This is a genomic window from Flavobacterium piscinae (assembly GCF_004122145.1).
GTDB classification, from domain to species: Bacteria; Bacteroidota; Bacteroidia; order Flavobacteriales; family Flavobacteriaceae; genus Flavobacterium; species Flavobacterium piscinae.
The window spans coordinates 277,086-293,083 of sequence record NZ_SBKQ01000001.1 but is presented as its reverse complement, the minus strand read 5'-3'; the positions used below and the strand labels follow the sequence as shown (position 1 = coordinate 293,083).

Sequence of the window (15,998 nt, the reverse complement as noted above, 5' to 3'; positions counted from 1 at the left end):
TTATTTCTTTGCAATAAATTGATTGGCCACTTCTATCCATTTTGATGGTCCGCCACCAACATAACCTGTTTTCCCAAGTTGTTGAAGATTAATTTGTTCACCGTTTTTCTGGGGAGTTACAAACCAAATCGTTGGATATCCGGAAACCTTAAAAATTTGTTGTAATTGGGCATTTTGTTGAGCCAAAGCAGGTTCTAATTTTGTTTTACGAGGATAATCCAATTCTACCAACACAACATTTTCAGCCCACTCAGCAAATTCAGGTTTTTTGAAAACTTCTTTTTGTAATTTAATGCACCAGCCACACCAATCACTCCCTGTAAAAAACAAAAGCATTGGTTTATTTGTTTGCGAAGATATTCCAATGGCTTTATTAATATCTGTATGCCACGTTAATTCCTGTGCTGAAATACTATTTACTGCACAAAGAAAAAATATACATAAAATTGTCTTTTTCATTATTTAATTTCTTTTAGTTCAGCTAATAGTTGATCTGCTTGATAATAACCTACAATGACTTTGGCAATTTCACCTTTTTTATCCATTACATACATCGAAGGATAGCCTTCTACCTTTAAAAAGCTAGTAAATTCATGCATGCTGTTTCTTCCTTTTCGGTTGGCGTCATAGCCTGGGTTTGTATATTTTTTCCCTTTGTAATTTACTGTTGTGTTTCCTTCTCCATTGAATTTTACAGCATAATAATTGGCATTGATATAGTCTGCAAACTCTTTGGTTTGAAAGGTGTTTTTATCTAACATTTTACAAGGTCCACACCAATCAGTATACACATCCATAAAAATGGGTTTGGGATTTTTCTTTTGAAGTGCCGTTGCTTCATCAAAAGTCATCCATTTAATTTCCTGTGCTTGTGCAAAAGCAACTGCTATTAAAGCAAAAATCAAAATTATCTTTTTCATAAAAATATTATTTTACAATTCATTGTCAAAAATAATGCCGATATTAACGAACACCGTGCATCATTTTCTTAATCATTGGGGTTAATAAGAACAAAATTAATGCTGCTAAACCACAAAGTACCACAAATACCATAAAGAAATCATATAGATTTTGAATTTCAAAACCTGCAAAAGATTTATAATGATCATTTATCTGATTATCAGCAAGTAATTTCAGTTGTTCAGCAGTTGGTGAAATAGTTTTATCTAAAACTCCTTGCAAATCAATTCCTAATTCTTCCGCTTTTTTGAATTTATCACCGGTAGCAGGAAGAATTGATCCTAAAGTTCCTGATAATGCATAACCAGCGGCACTCGAGATAAAGAAAACCCCATATGCCAAAGAAGCAAAACGTTTTGGAGCTAACTTACCTACTAGAGACAAACCGATAGGAGACAAACACAATTCGGCAACTGTTTGAATTAAATATAATAAAATTAACCATTTAATTGCAAGTAATCCTGATGTTCCTAAATCTTTTACATTATGAGCAATGATAAAGTAACTCAGTGCAATCAACAACAAACCTAAAGATTGTTTTACTGTAGAAAGTGGTTCGATATTTTTTGCTCTTAACTTATCCCACAACAAACTGAATGGAAACGCCAACATTACCACAAATAGTCCATTAAAAATTTGAACCATTGAAGGAGGCATATTCCATCCGAAAATATTTCTATCCGTTTGGTTATCTGCAATAAATGTTAATGAAGAACCGGCTTGTTCAAAAGCAGCCCAAAAGAATATGATAAAAAACGACATGATGTATATTACCCAAATTCTTTGCGTTTCTACTTTTGTTAGCGTTTTATCTAACAAAATTAAAGTTGCAAGAGCAACACCGCTAGCGTAGATGAATGGGTAAATGTATAATTTTACCACATTTGTACCGTCTGTATTGAAATAAAAGGCAGCAAATACAGCTAGAAACACTCCAATTGTAATCATGATTGATTTCATAGAAAACTCTGCTTTCATCGACTCACCTTCTTCATAATCTGAAGCATCATGTCCCGATGGTAAACCTCCTATTGGTCTTCCTTCCGGAGTAACAACATATTTGTTTTTTAAAACATAAAATAAGACTGTACCCAAAATCATTGCTATACCTGCCGCTAAGAATCCATATTTAAAAGCATGAACATCACGAATCATGTTTAAGGAACCGTCAGCCATAACCACTTCATTTTTAACATCACCTACAAAAGGACAAATAAACTGACCCAAAAAAGCACCAATATTAATTCCCATGTAAAAGATTGTGAAAGCTGTATCCAGCTTAGATTTTTCTTGCTTAGGATATAAGCTACCAACCATAGAAGAAATATTTGGTTTAAAAAACCCGTTCCCAAATACAATAATTCCGAGTGCTCCCCATAATAAAGCATTGGCTAAACCTAAGTTTGAACCAAAAATACTGGCACTAAAAAACAACATAATTTGACCGATAGCCATCATTACACCACCAATCATAATACAATTTCTATTTCCTAAAAACCGATCAGCTATAAAACCTCCTAACATAGGGGTTAAATAACACAATCCAAGAAAACCACCATAAATAATGGATGCCTCTTCTTCTTTCATCAATAAGGCATTTACCATAAATAAGGTTAAGATGGCTCTCATTCCATAGAAATTGAAACGCTCCCACATTTCGGTTCCGAAAAGAACCCATAATCCTTTTGGATGTCCGGATTTTACTGCTACTTCACTCATAAAATTTGTTTTGGTTTGTTAAAGATTTTGTTTAATATAGTTTGTCATTTTTGTATACAATTGCAAGCGAATTTTTCCGCCATAAATGCCATGATTCGTATCGGGATAAATGGCTTGATCAAACTGTTTATTTGCCAGTTGTAACGCTCGAATCATTCGGGTTGCATTTTGAAAATGTACGTTGTCATCCGCTGTTCCATGAATGATTAGGTAATTTCCTTTTAATTTATCCACATGATTGATGGGGGAATTATCATCATATCCACTCGCATTTTCTTGTGGGGTTTGCATGTATCTTTCCGTGTAAATCGAATCGTAAAAACGCCAATTGGTTACCGGAGCAACGGCAATTGCAGTTTTAAATACATCGTTTCCTTTTAGAATACAGTTGCTGGACATAAATCCACCGTAACTCCATCCCCAAATTCCGATTCTAGTTTTATCGATATAAGGATAATTTCCAAGCACCTTTGCAGCATCTATTTGGTCTTCTACTTCGTATTTACCTAATTCTTTTTGTGTCACTTTTTTGAAAGCTGCTCCTCTGAATCCGGTTCCTCTCCCATCTACACAAGCAACCAAATAACCTTCTTGGGCCAATAGCATATGCCAATAATCATTAGCACCCAACCATTGATTGGCTACTTGCTGCGAACCCGGTCCGCTGTATTGAAATAACAATAATGGATACTTTTTTGTAGCATCAAAATCTTTCGGTTTGATGATGTATGCATTCAATTTGTGTCCTTTTTCGGTCGTTAATTCGAAGAATTCTTTGGTAGGAAGATTGTAACTTTCTAATTTGGAAGCTAACTCTTTATTATCAACTATGGATTGAACTTGCTTTCCGTCTTTTGAATTGTGTAAAGTATAAGAAGTTGGTTCGGTTACACTGGAAAAAGAATTAATAAAATACTGAAAGTTCGGACTGAAAGTTGCCTTATTCGTCCCTGTTTTTTGGGTTAAACGAACTTTATTTTTCCCATCTAATTTAATTTTATAAACATCGCGATTGATGGAACCATTTTCTACGGATTGGTAATAAACTTGTCCGTTTTTTTCATCAAAACCGTAATAGGAAGTCACTTCCCAATTGCCTTTCGTAATTTGGTTTCGTAATTTTCCTGATTTATCGTAATGATAAATGTGATTAAATCCATCTTTTTCGGAAGTCCATATAAAGCTGTTGTCCTTTAAAAAAGTTAAATTATCGGTTACATCAATATAGGCAGCATCTTTTTCATTTAACACCACTTTGGTTGTTCCGGTTTTAGCATCCACAAAAAGTAAATCTAAATTGTTTTGATGACGGTTAAGTATTTGAATACTCAAATCATTAGCCTCATTCGTCCATTTCATTCTAGCAATATAAAAATCATTGTACTGACTCAAATTAATGTTTTGGGTTTGATTTGAAGCAACTTCATAGGTATGCAAAGAAACCAAGGCGTTTTTCTCACCGGCTTTAGGATATTTAAATACTTCTTGTGAAGGATACAATTCTTTACCATATACATCCATAGAAAACTCTGGAACATTGGATTCATCGAATTTTATAAAAGCCAAATGTGTGCTCGAACTATTCCAATCAAAGGCTCTAACAAAACCAAATTCTTCTTCATAAACCCAATCGGTAATTCCGTTGATGATGTGATTTTTCTTTCCGTCTGTTGTAATTTGAATATGTTTTGCAGAAGCTAAATCATACACATATAAATTATTTTGATAACCATACGCGATTTTCTTTCCATCGGGAGAAAATGTTGGCTCTTGAATTTTATAATCGGCTATTTTTTGAATTTTTTTAGAAGTTATATCGTAGAGATAAAAATCGGCAACAGTGGAATGGCGGTAAATTGGGTCTGAGTTCATCGCAATTAACAACTGAGTTTCTGCCGCATTAAAAGTATAACTATCAATGGAAGTTAATTCTGAACGATTTTTCGTATCAATGAGTGTGCCCACTTTTTTTAAGGTCTCAAAATCATACAAATCAATTTGAAAAGTTCTTGAAGTTCTGTCAAAATTTAATACGGTATATTGGTTTGTGTTTTTTAAGGCTTGCAAAGCATCCATTCCCTTTGCCCTAAAAGTACCTGAAGACCAGATGTCTTCTAAGGAAATTTTTTGCTGACCAATAGCTGAAGTGGATACTAAAAGTAAGAAACAAACGAGTTTTAAAAATTGATTCATTATAAATGCATTAAAAAAAGATTCAATTTTAGTGAAAAAATCGGAATAAAACGAGTTTTTTTCTGTTAAATAGTATTTTTTGAATTTTTGAATGATATGGAATTTAAAGATTTTAATATTATTGATTTTGATTACAAATCGTAAACTTTCAATATAATAAAAATAACATTCAATAAAATTAAGTTTTTCTTTATCTAATGAAATTCAAAATGCTTTTCCATCTTACATGAACTAGGTTTGTCTTATCTTTGCTCTAAATTTTTTATCAAAATGAAAAAAACACAACAATTAATCATTATTATTTTTTCTATTGGTCTTTTTACATCATCTTGTTCATCAGATGATTCAAATAATTCTGGCCAAAATACAAATTCTACTTTTACATTGAATGGATTTGAATACGCAACACCAAATGGATATTTTACCCATCAATCAAATGATGGAACAGGTTATAAAAATTTAATTATTTTAACAAACGGAGTTGTTTTATCTGACCCATTTGATGCAGATACTTTGAATGCAAATGAATTTTCATCAAATACCAGCAATATTATTGTATTCACAATTAACTCTTCATCTACTAACGAAATAACAGAAGGAACTTATATACTTGACAATACTAACCATGATGGTATTGGAAATTTATATTGGACAACTCTTATCACTGGAATTACTATTCAAAACAATTTAATAGACAGTTATAATTATGAATCTTACACAAGTAATAACTCTTCTAACCCAATAGTTACTGGCTCAATTACTATTGCTAAGAATCAAAACAATTATGAAATCACATATATCTTAAATCAAAACAACGCAGTAATAAACGGAAGTTTTTCGGGATTATTAAGTGATCTAGAATATTCAGAATAATTTCTATCGAAAAAGAGATACTTTAATTCATCATAAAAATAATTATATTTTATAATATTATCTAACGAATACATGAGTAACCACGAAATTTCCGGATTTTCAAAATTATCCAAAAATGAAAAAATTGAATGGATAGCTAAGCACTATTTTTCACAACCCGAAGAAGCCATCTCATTAGTTAAAAACTATTGGAATACAGATGAAAAACTGCAACAATTGCACGACGAATTCATAGAAAATACGATTTCCAATTTTTATTTGCCTTTGGGAATTGCTCCAAACTTCAAAATCAATAAAAAAAACTACACTGTTCCGATGGTGATAGAAGAAAGTTCTGTTGTGGCTGCGGCAGCAAAATCGGCTAAATTTTGGTCAAAACGTGGCGGATTTAAAACAACAGTTTTGAACACCGAAAAAATCGGACAAGTTCATTTTATTTATACAGGTGAAAAATCAAAATTGGTTGATTTTTTTAATCTAACGAAACCAAAATTCTATTCAGAAACGGAGAACATTACCAAAAATATGCAAAAACGGGGTGGCGGAATTTTAGATATTATCTTAAATGACAAAACAACTGAATTAGAAAATTACTTTCAATTGCATGCTACTTTTGAAACTAAAGATAGTATGGGTGCGAATTTTATCAATTCCTGCTTAGAGCAATTTGCTAAAACTTTAAAACAAGAAGCTCAATCTTTTGAACCATTTACTGAAGAAGAAAAAAATATTGAGGTAGTGATGAGCATTTTGTCCAATTATGTAACGAATTGCATAGTTCGTGCAGAGGTTTCCTGTTCAATTGAAGAATTAACCGAAAAACAAATCGAAAACCCAAGTGAATTTGCCGAAAAGTTTGTGCGTGCCGTTCAAATTGCCAAAATTGAACCGTATCGTGCCGTAACACACAACAAAGGTATTATGAACGGAATTGATGCTGTGGTACTAGCAACTGGGAACGATTTTAGAGCCGTGGAGGCAGGAGCACATGCCTACGCTTCCCGAGACGGGAAATACCGCAGTTTATCTGATGCTACAATTGAAAATGGTATTTTTACATTTTGGTTAGAAATTCCATTAGCATTAGGAACCGTGGGAGGTTTAACGTCATTACATCCATTAGTGAAATTAAATTTAGAGATTTTAGAAAAACCATCGGCACCAGAATTAATGCAAATTGTTGCCGCAGTTGGTCTAGCACAAAATTTTGCAGCGTTGCGTTCTTTAACGACCAAAGGTATTCAAGAGGGTCATATGAAAATGCATATCAATAATATTCTAAATCAATATCATGCAACGGCAGAAGAAAGAATAAAAGTTACAGAATATTTTAAAGACAATACAATTTCACATGCTTCGGTGGCGGGATTTTTGGAGGAAATTAGAAAATAGATCAAATTGAAACAAACCTTTTACAGCAACGGAAAATTACTCTTAACCGGAGAATATGTTGTTCTTGACGGAGCATTAGCTTTAGCTTTACCAACCAAATTTGGACAAAATTTAATTGTTGAACCCATATCATCGGAACAAATTCTATGGAAAAGTTTTGATCAAGACGGAAGTGTTTGGTTTGAAGATGAATTTTCATTTGATGAAATTATTCACAAACCTTTTGATGCAGAAAATTCAGTAAGAAATACGTTACTTGAAATTTTGCATGAAGCGTTTCAAATGCAACCGGATTTTCTTTTCCACAAAAACGGATTCAACATTCAAACAAATCTGACTTTTCCAAAAAATTGGGGTTTAGGAACATCTTCTACCTTAATTAACAATATAGGCCAATGGTTAAATATTGATGCTTTTGAACTGTTAAACCGGAGTTTCGGTGGGAGTGGCTATGATATTGCTTGTGCAAAAAAAGATTCACCTCTCGTTTATCAATTAATCAACAATCAGCCACAATTTAAAGCGGTAAAATTTTATCCTAAATTCAGAAACCATTTGTATTTTGTTTATTTAAATAGAAAACAAAGCAGTAAATCAGCCATTGCCAATTATATCAACAACCAACATAACATTGGAAAAACCATTGATAAAATCAACAAGATTACAAACAGCATTCTTTCCTCTTCCGATTTAAAATCATTTGTATATGAAATGGAAAAGCACGAAAGTATTATGAGCGAAGTGTTGGAAACCATTACCATCAAAGAAGCCTTGTTTGACGATTTTAAAGGTGTTATTAAGAGTTTAGGTGCTTGGGGTGGCGATTTTGTTCTTGTTGCTTCAAAAGATAATCCAAGAGACTATTTAAGGGAACGAGGTTTTGAAACAATTCTTCGATATGACGAAATGATATTAAAATAAAAAAAATCCCAACTTTTTAAAGAGTTGGGATTTTAAATTCAATGCAGTTTGAATTAATAATTAAACTGTAATCGATTATCTTTAATTTCTGCTTTTTCTTTTAAAGCTCCAAATACTCTCCCTACTGCAGAGGCATTTTGCGATTTTAAAGCATTCACTTGAGTAGTAAAATCTTTAGAAGGTAACGGTTCAGATACTTTGGTAGTTTTTACAACAAACACACTGACATTTCCTTCAATTGGAGCAGAAAGTTTATTAACAGCCGTACCAAAAGCTGTACCTACCACTTTAGGTTCGTAACCCGCAGAAGCTACTGAAGGATTCTCTAACGTAACATCAGAAGCCGTTTGCACTTGTACAGCATTTGCTTTTGCAATCGCATCCAAGGAAGTAGCCTTCATTTTGGCCATAATTTTTTCTGCTTTCTTCTTATTTTTTAGAATAGGTTCTACTTGAATTCTTGCGTCTTCAATGGCTAATAAGCCTTCTTCATTTACTTTTTTCAATTTTGCAATTAAATGACCTACTTTAGGTAATTCGAAACGTTTTACATCATTCACATCCGTATCTTTTTCAAATGCCCAACGGATTACTTGTCTTTGTGAACCGTACTGCCCTAACATTTCATCTAATGCTTTCACACGAACTGATGGATTTACTGTTAACTTAGCTTCTTTTGCTGCAGTTTCAAACGATTTTTCATTCGCAGCTAATTCAAATTTTACTGCATTTGTATAAGCATTTTCAGAAGTTTTTTCTGAAGCTTCAATTTTTTGAGCTATGGTAGCTAAACGAATAGCATCTTGCTTATCAGTAACTTTAATAATGTGGTAACCGAATTCAGTTTCAACTAAACCAACTTTCCCAATTGGATTGTTGAAAACGAAATCATTAAATGCAGGCACCATTTGACCTGGACCAAAGAAATCTAAATCTCCTCCTTTTTGAGCAGAACCTTGGTCTTCAGATGCTGTAAATGCTTGCATGGTGAATGAGTCAGGATTAGCCATAACTTCTGCTAAAATTCCTTCAGCTTTTACTTTTGCTTCTTCTTTTGTTCTATCTTCTTTAGGTTGAGCTCTGGAACCGGTGAAACTAATCAAGATATGACTTGCTCTAGCTTTTGCACCTGCTTTTCTTCCCATTGAACGGCTTAAAGCAAAATAGTCTCCATATTGATAAGGCCCATAAACTTGACCATCTGATAAATTGAAAAGCGATTCTGCATGTTCAGCCGGCAAATCTGATTTTCCGATATAAGTTGAATCATATGGAAATTGAGAATTTTCGTTCACAAATTTTACAACATCTGTTGTTGCTGAAAAACTTGGCAATGTATCATTTGTATTCGTTGCTTTGTTGTAAACAACTCGTGGAGATAAAAATGAATTTAATTTATTTTTAATTTCGTTTTTATCGGCATCAGAAGGTTGATCTTCGATAACAACGAATTCAATCTCACGGGTTTCATCCGCTTTATATTTTTTTTCATTCTTTTTCATGTATTCAATAATTTCAGCATCAGAAACTTTTACATCGCTATCTTTTACTGAAGAATAAGGAACAGCAACAAAATCAAATGTAACTTTTTTGTTCTCTAAGTTATATTTAAATTTTGCATCATTTTGAGTAGTAAAAAAGCCTGATTTAACCAAACTGCTGTACAATTGATATTTTGCATTGATATTTGCATTTTCTTCAACGTTTTCAAAAAATTTAACTTCGTCAGGGTTAGAGCTGGATTTGATATACTCTCTGTATTTGTTGATATCAAATTGTTTTAATTCGTTTTGAAAAGAAGGATTCTGACCAAAATTAGGATCCGCTTTTAACGTTTCAATCAAGTGATTTTCACCAATTCTGATCCCTAATTTCTCTAATTCTTCTGTTAATAAAGCCAAATTGATTTCTTGATTCCAAACTTGATTAACCGCTTGAATGTTTGACATACCCTGACCTGATTTTTCAGTATTGCCAACTTTTATTCTAAATTCTTCAAACGGAATGTCTTTTCCATTTATACTTCCAACGTTGTTTGAAGTTTGGCTAAAACCGCCACTTTGAATTACATCTGCTAATACAAAAGAGAATAATGCCAACGCAATAATCACTATAAGAATAAATGAACGTTGTCTAATTTTTCCTAAAATCGCCATTTCTATTTATGTTTAATTTTATTTCAGTTTGCGAAAATACAATTATCTGTGAAATAATTATAAAGAATTCAAGATATTTTGTTGATTTTTTATCTCAATAAAAATAATCAGGTTGTAAACAGAACTAAATTCAGTTATCAGCGTAAATAAGTAGTGTTTTTCTTTAATCAGAATAGTCAATAATCATTTTAACCTGCTCAATTTTCTTGGTAGAAGCTTCTTCTATAATGAATTGAAAATTATTGATTTCTATAACTTCCCCTTTTTGTGGAATTTCCTTAGCATGATTGACAATAAAACCACCTAACGTTGAATAAGAATCTTCTTCTGGAATATTCAATTTATAAACTTCATTTATATATTCCACATCTAAGCGAGTTGAGAATCGGAACTCCTTTTCACCTAATTGTTCTTCTATCAGTGTTTCATCCGAATCATGCTCGTCTTCAATTTCACCAAAAAGTTCTTCTACAATATCTTCAATGGTAATCATTCCGGAAGTTCCGCCATATTCGTCCAAAACGATAGCTACACTTTTTCTTTTTTTAGTTAAAAGGTTCATCACATCTTTGATAAACATTGTTTCCGGAACAAATTCAACCGGAATCATAACCGACTTAATTGTTCTGGGTTTTCGGAATAATTCAAATGAATGTACATAACCAATAATATCATCTAAAGAAGATTGATAAACCAATATTTTAGAAAATCCCGTTTCAATAAAAAGTGATTTCAATTCTTTCACCGAATCATGAATTTCAACCGCAGAGATTTCAGTGCGGGGAATCATAATGTCTCTGGCTTTTACCCCTGAAAACTCGAGAGCATTTTGGAAAATTTGAATTTCTGAATCAACCGTTTCATGGTCATCTACGGCATTCATTTGTTCTGAAATAAAATTTCCTAATTCAACTTTGCTGAAAAAAAGCTGAGCTTCATCGCCCTCTGTTTTGAAAAGTTTTCTTAGAAAGAAATCGGATATCCAAATGACAAATGACGATATGTAATATAATAATTGATAAAAAAAGTAAGCCGGAATGGCAAAAATTTTGACAAAAGTATTAGCATAAATTTGAAAAAAAACTTTTGGAAGAAACTCGGCTGTAATTAAAATGACAGCTGTAGAAAGAAGGGTTTGAATCATTAAAACCTGAAAAGGCAAATCATCGTTATTGATAAACTCCGGAAAAATCAGTTTAATTATTAAATCACCCATGGTAAATCCGTAGATGACCAGAGCAATATTGTTTCCAACTAACATTGAAGCTATGAATTTGGAAGGATTTTGCGTGATTTTGGTTAGAATTTTTGCTACAAAACCATCTTGCATTTTTTCGATTCCGAGATACACTTTATTGGAAGAAACAAATGCGATTTCCATTCCGGAAAAAAATGCCGAAAGCAGTAAACAAATGAAAATGATACTGATTTCCATCGCAGTAAATTACTTATTTCGGTTATCCATTTTATTCAAAAATCGTCTTCTAAAAAAGAACATAAAAATAGCCATGGCAGCAAAAAAGAACATTAACCAAGGGCTTTTTTCCTCTGAATTCAAATTAGCAAAACCTTGATAAATAAAAAACCCTGCCGCAAAAAGATAAAAATATTGAATGTATTTTAAGTATGTCATGACTGTTGTCTGTTATCGGTTGTCTGTTCACTGAAAACTGTTACTGCCTCTAATTTATTCTGCTTCGTTGATTACGCCTGAAACTTTTTGAAAGTTGATTCGTTTAAAATCTTTACTAAAATCAAGCCCATCGCCTTTTGTTTCACCTTTATACGGGTCAGTAAATTTAAACTTTTTTTCAGTAAAAAACCACTCGTTTTTTTGGTCGTAATAAAGTTGCTCTGTTTCCAAATACTGTCCGCCTTCAGCTGTCATTTTTACGTTTCCTTGCATGTCTATGATATCCGTTCCTTTGAAAGTAATGGCATAATCTGATTTGATAAAGTTTTTTTTACCATTTTGGTCAAACAATGTCACTTCAATACCATTAGGAAATTCGGTGAAGGGATAGAGAACTGTGCCGTAATCCATCATTTTAGGACTGACCAAAATTGCTTTTATTTTACCAGAGTCGGTATACTTCAGGTTAACGGAGTCTGCTTCACCCGAAGCCATAAATTCAGAAACATTGATTCGTTGAATTTCTTTAAAATTGCTTTGGCAACCAAAAAACAATGTCACAGCAAAAACTGTGACACTGAAATTGATTATTTTTTGAATGCTAAGCATTGATTATAAGTTTGGCACCGTAACACTTCTTCCTACCCAACAGTTAAAACGGATTGTTTCTCCTGCTCTTCCTGATGTATGAATTTCAGCTTTTGTTGGAGCCAATTTATCATAGGATGCTGCTGCTGCATTACCGGCAGATGTTCCTGCTTTTCTGGCTGTTGAAGCTGCTAACCAATAAATGGCTCTTTTTTCAAATGGATCATTTCCACATTCATTTGCACTGTTAGCATAAAGTTGTGCAATAAAAACATGAGCTTCTCCAAATGAAGGTTTTGCTGCCAATGCTTTTTCAGCGAAAGCTCTTGCTTGTGATTTGTTACTGCTACCATAGATATTTCTGGCAACTGTGTAATACACTTTTGCTTTTTCTCCACTGTCTTTGTGCAATTCTGCGGATTGGTTAAAATACTCCAATGCTTTAGCTGTATTCTTTTTGTTATAATAAGAAACCCCTAAATTGTACGCAGATTTAGCAGTAGGATTTAGCTGATGTAATGTCTCAGATATTTTAGAAAACAATGGATCAGATGAACATCCTTTTTTGTCTAATCGATCTGCGGCTCTTCTTAACCATTCGGCATCTCCTTTTTTCTCTTCAAAACTGCCCCCTAAAAAAGGTATTAATCGTTCACAAGTTGCTAACTGGGCAATTTTATTATCCATACTTGTTCTAATGGTTTGAAATGCATCTAAGTTAATTTGATTTGCGTTTTTAACGCTAGCTTCTTTCTTAGTTAACTCAGCCCCTGTTTCTTCTTTTTGTAAAATTGCATCCAACTCATCTGAAAGTTTTTTCTCTTCTTCGTCAATTTTATCTGAAATCTCGTCATATTTATTAAACAAATCTTGCAATTGAATTCCTTTTTTACCGGCTTCAAAATCGTTTACGTAAATTTCAAAATAAACATAAAGAGCTTTAGCGTTTGTAAAGTTAGCTCTATCTGTTTTGAAAGCATCATCAAGTAGATTATACACTTCTTCCGGAGTTCCAACATTGTTTTCAAAGAGAGCCATTGCTTTTCTTACTTTGTTTCCTCTGTTATTATCAGGGAAATATTTATCAAACTCCCCATACATTTTTACTAAATCTCTAACTTCAGTTTCTTTTTCAGCTGGAGTTTTAGCATTTTCAATACGGTAATTTAAAATTTGTTCACCTCTTATATATATTGCATTGTGAAAAGACGCACAATTTTTGCGAGAGTACATCCAAGGTTCGTAAGCGGAAGCAAAATCTTTTGCTTTACAAAGCTCATTAAAAATGGATAATTTTTCGGCACAATCAGCAGCATTCTGGCCATTTACATTAGTCATTCCGATTAGAAACGCAAATACAATAATTAATTTAGTTTTCATAGTTATAAAATTTCTGTATTATTCATATTTTCTTTTAACAAACCATTTATCATTCAAAGATAAACTTATAAATACATTGGTATAATTCTCTTCAACTAATCCGGCATTGGTTGTTCCTCTTTTTCCATATTCAAATCCAACGTTTATGTTTGAAAAACTTCCACCAAGTGGTAAACCTAAACCAAAAGTTATGCCATAATTATTAATTGACTCATTGTTTATAATTAAACCAGTATTTTCATAATTAAAACCGGCTCTATAAGTTACTCTTTGCAAATACTTATTAAAAGAATTGTATTTTGGTATATAGTATCCACCAAAACTAATTTTAGTTGAATTTTCATATTCAACGTTAGTAATATCATTAAAACGATTTCCAAAACTACTTGACTGCTGAAAAGTTAATTCTGTTCCAACCATCCATTTTCTAACTTCTCCTATTCCGGCACCAAAAACAAATTTAGAGGGTAATTTTAGTTTAGAAGTGCTTACTTGTGTGATTCCATCTTCTTGAGGAAAGGCATTAAATGTAGAGGTGACAAATACAGTTGTAATGTTTCTACTGTTTTCAACATCAAGGTTACTTTGTGGTGAATACGCTAAACTTCCAAACAATGTTAATTTTTCGGTAACTTTTTTATTATACATTACACCAAAATTATAATTAAACCCATTTATTTTACTTGTATTCAGTTCTCTAGTTCCAAGTTGTATTTCTGGAATAAATTCTACAGAATTTGTTGAAATATTTCCAAAATTGTAATTGATATCTACTCCAAAGCTAAAGTTGTCATTAAATGAATAGGCTAAAGATCCAAAAAATCGATTGACACCTCCGTCACCAAAATACCTAGCACTTTGCTGTGTTGTGTCTTCATTAATATTCTCAATTTTATAGCCTACCGAAGAAAAAGGCAACAGTCCTAACGATGCTCCAAACTTTTTAGCCACGGGCATTGCTACAACCAAGTAGTCAATTGTTGTTCTGGTAGCTTTTTCAGATTGGCTATCTGTTTTCAGATTAACATTATTATTGTTGGCACCAATGGTAAATGTTGTATATTTTAAGTGAGAAAACGAAGCAGGATTTTGCAAATTTACGTGAATAGAATCACTAAACACACTGACCCCTCCCATAGATCGATTTTCAACAGCTCCTTTAAATTTAACATCTCCAATTCCATAAAAAGAATAGGGCGAAGCTGTTCCCTCTTGAGCCAAGGTTAGTACTGAAAAAAATAAGCAAAAGCTTATCAGAATTTTTTTAATCATTTTTGATTTTATATTGAAAAAATTGGTTCAAACTTTCCAAAAGGAAATTTGAATTGGCAAATATGGTATTTTTTAATCTTTTTGCCAAAAAAACAGCATCACCTCCCGTTAAAATTATGGTAAAGTTTTCATTTTGCTGTTTAAAACGTTCAATAAATCCATCTATTTCACAAATTAATCCGTTTACAACTCCGGAATGAATAGATTGATTTGTAGAATTCCCTACAATTCCAGAGGGTTCTTCCAAAGATAATAATGGTAATTTTGCTGTAAATTGATGAAGCGAAGCATACCTGAGTCTCAAACCGGGTGAAATAGCTCCTCCCCAATAGTTGTCATATTCATCCACAAAATCGTAGGTTACACAAGTTCCCGCATCGATTATTAAGCGATTTTTTCCCGGAAATAACAAAGTTGCTCCTGCTGCCAAAATCATTCTATCTACTCCTAATGTTTTGGGTGTGGTATATTTATTTTCAAAAGGAAACGAGTCTAAATTGGAAACAAAATGTATGTTTAAGTCGTTTGAAATTGTTTGCAAATCGAAAGTTAAAGCTTTTGCAACGGAGGAAACAATCAAATCGGTAACTTTTGGATAGGAGATTAAAATATTTTTTAAATTATTTTCAACTTCATTTTCAGTAAACACAAAAGTTGCCTTAAGTATATCCAGCTCATAAACAGCACATTTAATTCGCGTATTTCCGACATCGACTACTAAAACCATTTTTTATAATTCTGTCTGCGAAGGTACGAATAGATTTTTTTTAATATTTGTTTTGTATAAAATAAAAATCGTTCTATATTTGCACCCGCATCAGCAAAGGTACCTTAGCTCAGATGGTAGAGCAACGGACTGAAAATCCGTGTGTCCCTGGTTCGATCCCTGGAGGTACCACTTAAACCCGAAT

At 32.7% G+C, this 15,998-nt stretch carries 14 protein-coding genes and 1 tRNA gene; 4 read left to right on the top strand and 11 right to left on the bottom strand.

Translation table 11 applies throughout. The annotated features are described in order from the left end of the window. From EQG68_RS01140 to EQG68_RS01125, 4 genes are read right to left on the bottom strand one after another with little or no spacing between them, the layout of a single operon-like run. Positions 1-459, bottom strand: coding sequence for a thioredoxin family protein (locus EQG68_RS01140; protein WP_129462953.1), 459 nt, complete (start codon positions 457-459; stop codon positions 1-3). After that, on the bottom strand, positions 459-920 hold the full coding sequence (locus EQG68_RS01135; RefSeq protein ID WP_129462952.1) for a thioredoxin family protein: 462 nt from the start codon (positions 918-920) through the stop codon (positions 459-461). The genes EQG68_RS01140 and EQG68_RS01135 overlap by 1 nt, the downstream gene beginning before the upstream one ends. A 43-nt stretch (positions 921-963) precedes the next feature. Next, a complete protein-coding gene (locus EQG68_RS01130; RefSeq protein WP_129462951.1) occupies positions 964-2,679 on the bottom strand; it encodes a peptide MFS transporter in 1,716 nt (571 codons plus the stop codon). Between the two features lie 18 nt (positions 2,680-2,697). Next, positions 2,698-4,872 (bottom strand): S9 family peptidase, encoded by a 2,175-nt coding sequence (locus EQG68_RS01125; RefSeq protein ID WP_129462950.1) that lies wholly within the window; start codon positions 4,870-4,872, stop codon positions 2,698-2,700. Between the two features lie 270 nt (positions 4,873-5,142). On the opposite strand from EQG68_RS01125, the gene EQG68_RS01120 reads away from it, so the two are divergent. From EQG68_RS01120 to EQG68_RS01110, 3 genes are all read left to right on the top strand, one after another. Then, positions 5,143-5,745: a hypothetical protein gene (locus tag EQG68_RS01120; protein WP_129462949.1), complete on the top strand. Its 603-nt coding sequence runs from the start codon at positions 5,143-5,145 to the stop codon at positions 5,743-5,745. Between the two features lie 72 nt (positions 5,746-5,817). Next, positions 5,818-7,137 (top strand): hydroxymethylglutaryl-CoA reductase, degradative, encoded by a 1,320-nt coding sequence (locus EQG68_RS01115; RefSeq protein ID WP_129462948.1) that lies wholly within the window; start codon positions 5,818-5,820, stop codon positions 7,135-7,137. Positions 7,138-7,143: 6 nt separating this feature from the next. Further along, positions 7,144-8,058 carry a GYDIA family GHMP kinase gene (locus tag EQG68_RS01110; RefSeq protein ID WP_129462947.1) on the top strand — a complete coding sequence of 305 codons (915 nt, stop codon included), beginning with the start codon at positions 7,144-7,146 and terminating at the stop codon, positions 8,056-8,058. A 53-nt stretch (positions 8,059-8,111) separates the two neighbouring features. Here EQG68_RS01110 and EQG68_RS01105 read toward each other — a convergent pair whose 3' ends face one another. From EQG68_RS01105 to EQG68_RS01075, 7 genes are all read right to left on the bottom strand, one after another. Continuing rightward, a complete protein-coding gene (locus EQG68_RS01105) occupies positions 8,112-10,214 on the bottom strand; it encodes a peptidylprolyl isomerase (protein ID WP_129462946.1) in 2,103 nt (700 codons plus the stop codon). 163 nt (positions 10,215-10,377) lie between these two features. Beyond that, positions 10,378-11,649, bottom strand: a complete 1,272-nt coding sequence (locus EQG68_RS01100; RefSeq protein ID WP_129462945.1) for a hemolysin family protein — start codon at positions 11,647-11,649, stop codon at positions 10,378-10,380. Positions 11,650-11,658: 9 nt separating this feature from the next. Continuing rightward, positions 11,659-11,847, bottom strand: coding sequence for a hypothetical protein (locus EQG68_RS01095; protein ID WP_129462944.1), 189 nt, complete (start codon positions 11,845-11,847; stop codon positions 11,659-11,661). Between the two features lie 54 nt (positions 11,848-11,901). Further along, positions 11,902-12,456 carry an LPS export ABC transporter periplasmic protein LptC gene (gene lptC / locus EQG68_RS01090; RefSeq protein WP_129462943.1) on the bottom strand — a complete coding sequence of 185 codons (555 nt, stop codon included), beginning with the start codon at positions 12,454-12,456 and terminating at the stop codon, positions 11,902-11,904. A gap of 3 nt (positions 12,457-12,459) precedes the next feature. Continuing rightward, positions 12,460-13,815 (bottom strand): tetratricopeptide repeat protein, encoded by a 1,356-nt coding sequence (locus EQG68_RS01085; RefSeq protein ID WP_129462942.1) that lies wholly within the window; start codon positions 13,813-13,815, stop codon positions 12,460-12,462. An 18-nt stretch (positions 13,816-13,833) separates the two neighbouring features. After that, on the bottom strand, positions 13,834-15,087 hold the full coding sequence (locus EQG68_RS01080; protein WP_129462941.1) for an OmpP1/FadL family transporter: 1,254 nt from the start codon (positions 15,085-15,087) through the stop codon (positions 13,834-13,836). After that, positions 15,080-15,814, bottom strand: a complete 735-nt coding sequence (locus EQG68_RS01075) for a type III pantothenate kinase (protein WP_129462940.1) — start codon at positions 15,812-15,814, stop codon at positions 15,080-15,082. Before EQG68_RS01075 ends, EQG68_RS01080 begins: the two co-directional genes overlap by 8 nt. 98 nt (positions 15,815-15,912) lie before the next feature. Here EQG68_RS01075 and EQG68_RS01070 point away from each other — a divergent pair. Next, a tRNA-Phe gene (locus EQG68_RS01070) sits at positions 15,913-15,985 on the top strand. Positions 15,986-15,998: the final 13 nt, after the last annotated feature.

Coding starts and splice junctions, on each gene's coding strand:
- EQG68_RS01125 (WP_129462950.1), bottom strand. CDS start 4,872: ATGAATCAATTTTTAAAACTCGTTTGTTTCTTACTTTTAGTATCCACT.
- EQG68_RS01100 (WP_129462945.1), bottom strand. CDS start 11,649: ATGGAAATCAGTATCATTTTCATTTGTTTACTGCTTTCGGCATTTTTT.
- EQG68_RS01095 (WP_129462944.1), bottom strand. CDS start 11,847: ATGACATACTTAAAATACATTCAATATTTTTATCTTTTTGCGGCAGGG.
- EQG68_RS01105 (WP_129462946.1), bottom strand. CDS start 10,214: ATGGCGATTTTAGGAAAAATTAGACAACGTTCATTTATTCTTATAGTG.
- EQG68_RS01085 (WP_129462942.1), bottom strand. CDS start 13,815: ATGAAAACTAAATTAATTATTGTATTTGCGTTTCTAATCGGAATGACT.
- EQG68_RS01115 (WP_129462948.1), top strand. CDS start 5,818: ATGAGTAACCACGAAATTTCCGGATTTTCAAAATTATCCAAAAATGAA.
- EQG68_RS01120 (WP_129462949.1), top strand. CDS start 5,143: ATGAAAAAAACACAACAATTAATCATTATTATTTTTTCTATTGGTCTT.
- lptC (WP_129462943.1), bottom strand. CDS start 12,456: ATGCTTAGCATTCAAAAAATAATCAATTTCAGTGTCACAGTTTTTGCT.
- EQG68_RS01135 (WP_129462952.1), bottom strand. CDS start 920: ATGAAAAAGATAATTTTGATTTTTGCTTTAATAGCAGTTGCTTTTGCA.
- EQG68_RS01140 (WP_129462953.1), bottom strand. CDS start 459: ATGAAAAAGACAATTTTATGTATATTTTTTCTTTGTGCAGTAAATAGT.
- EQG68_RS01080 (WP_129462941.1), bottom strand. CDS start 15,087: ATGATTAAAAAAATTCTGATAAGCTTTTGCTTATTTTTTTCAGTACTA.
- EQG68_RS01130 (WP_129462951.1), bottom strand. CDS start 2,679: ATGAGTGAAGTAGCAGTAAAATCCGGACATCCAAAAGGATTATGGGTT.
- EQG68_RS01075 (WP_129462940.1), bottom strand. CDS start 15,814: ATGGTTTTAGTAGTCGATGTCGGAAATACGCGAATTAAATGTGCTGTT.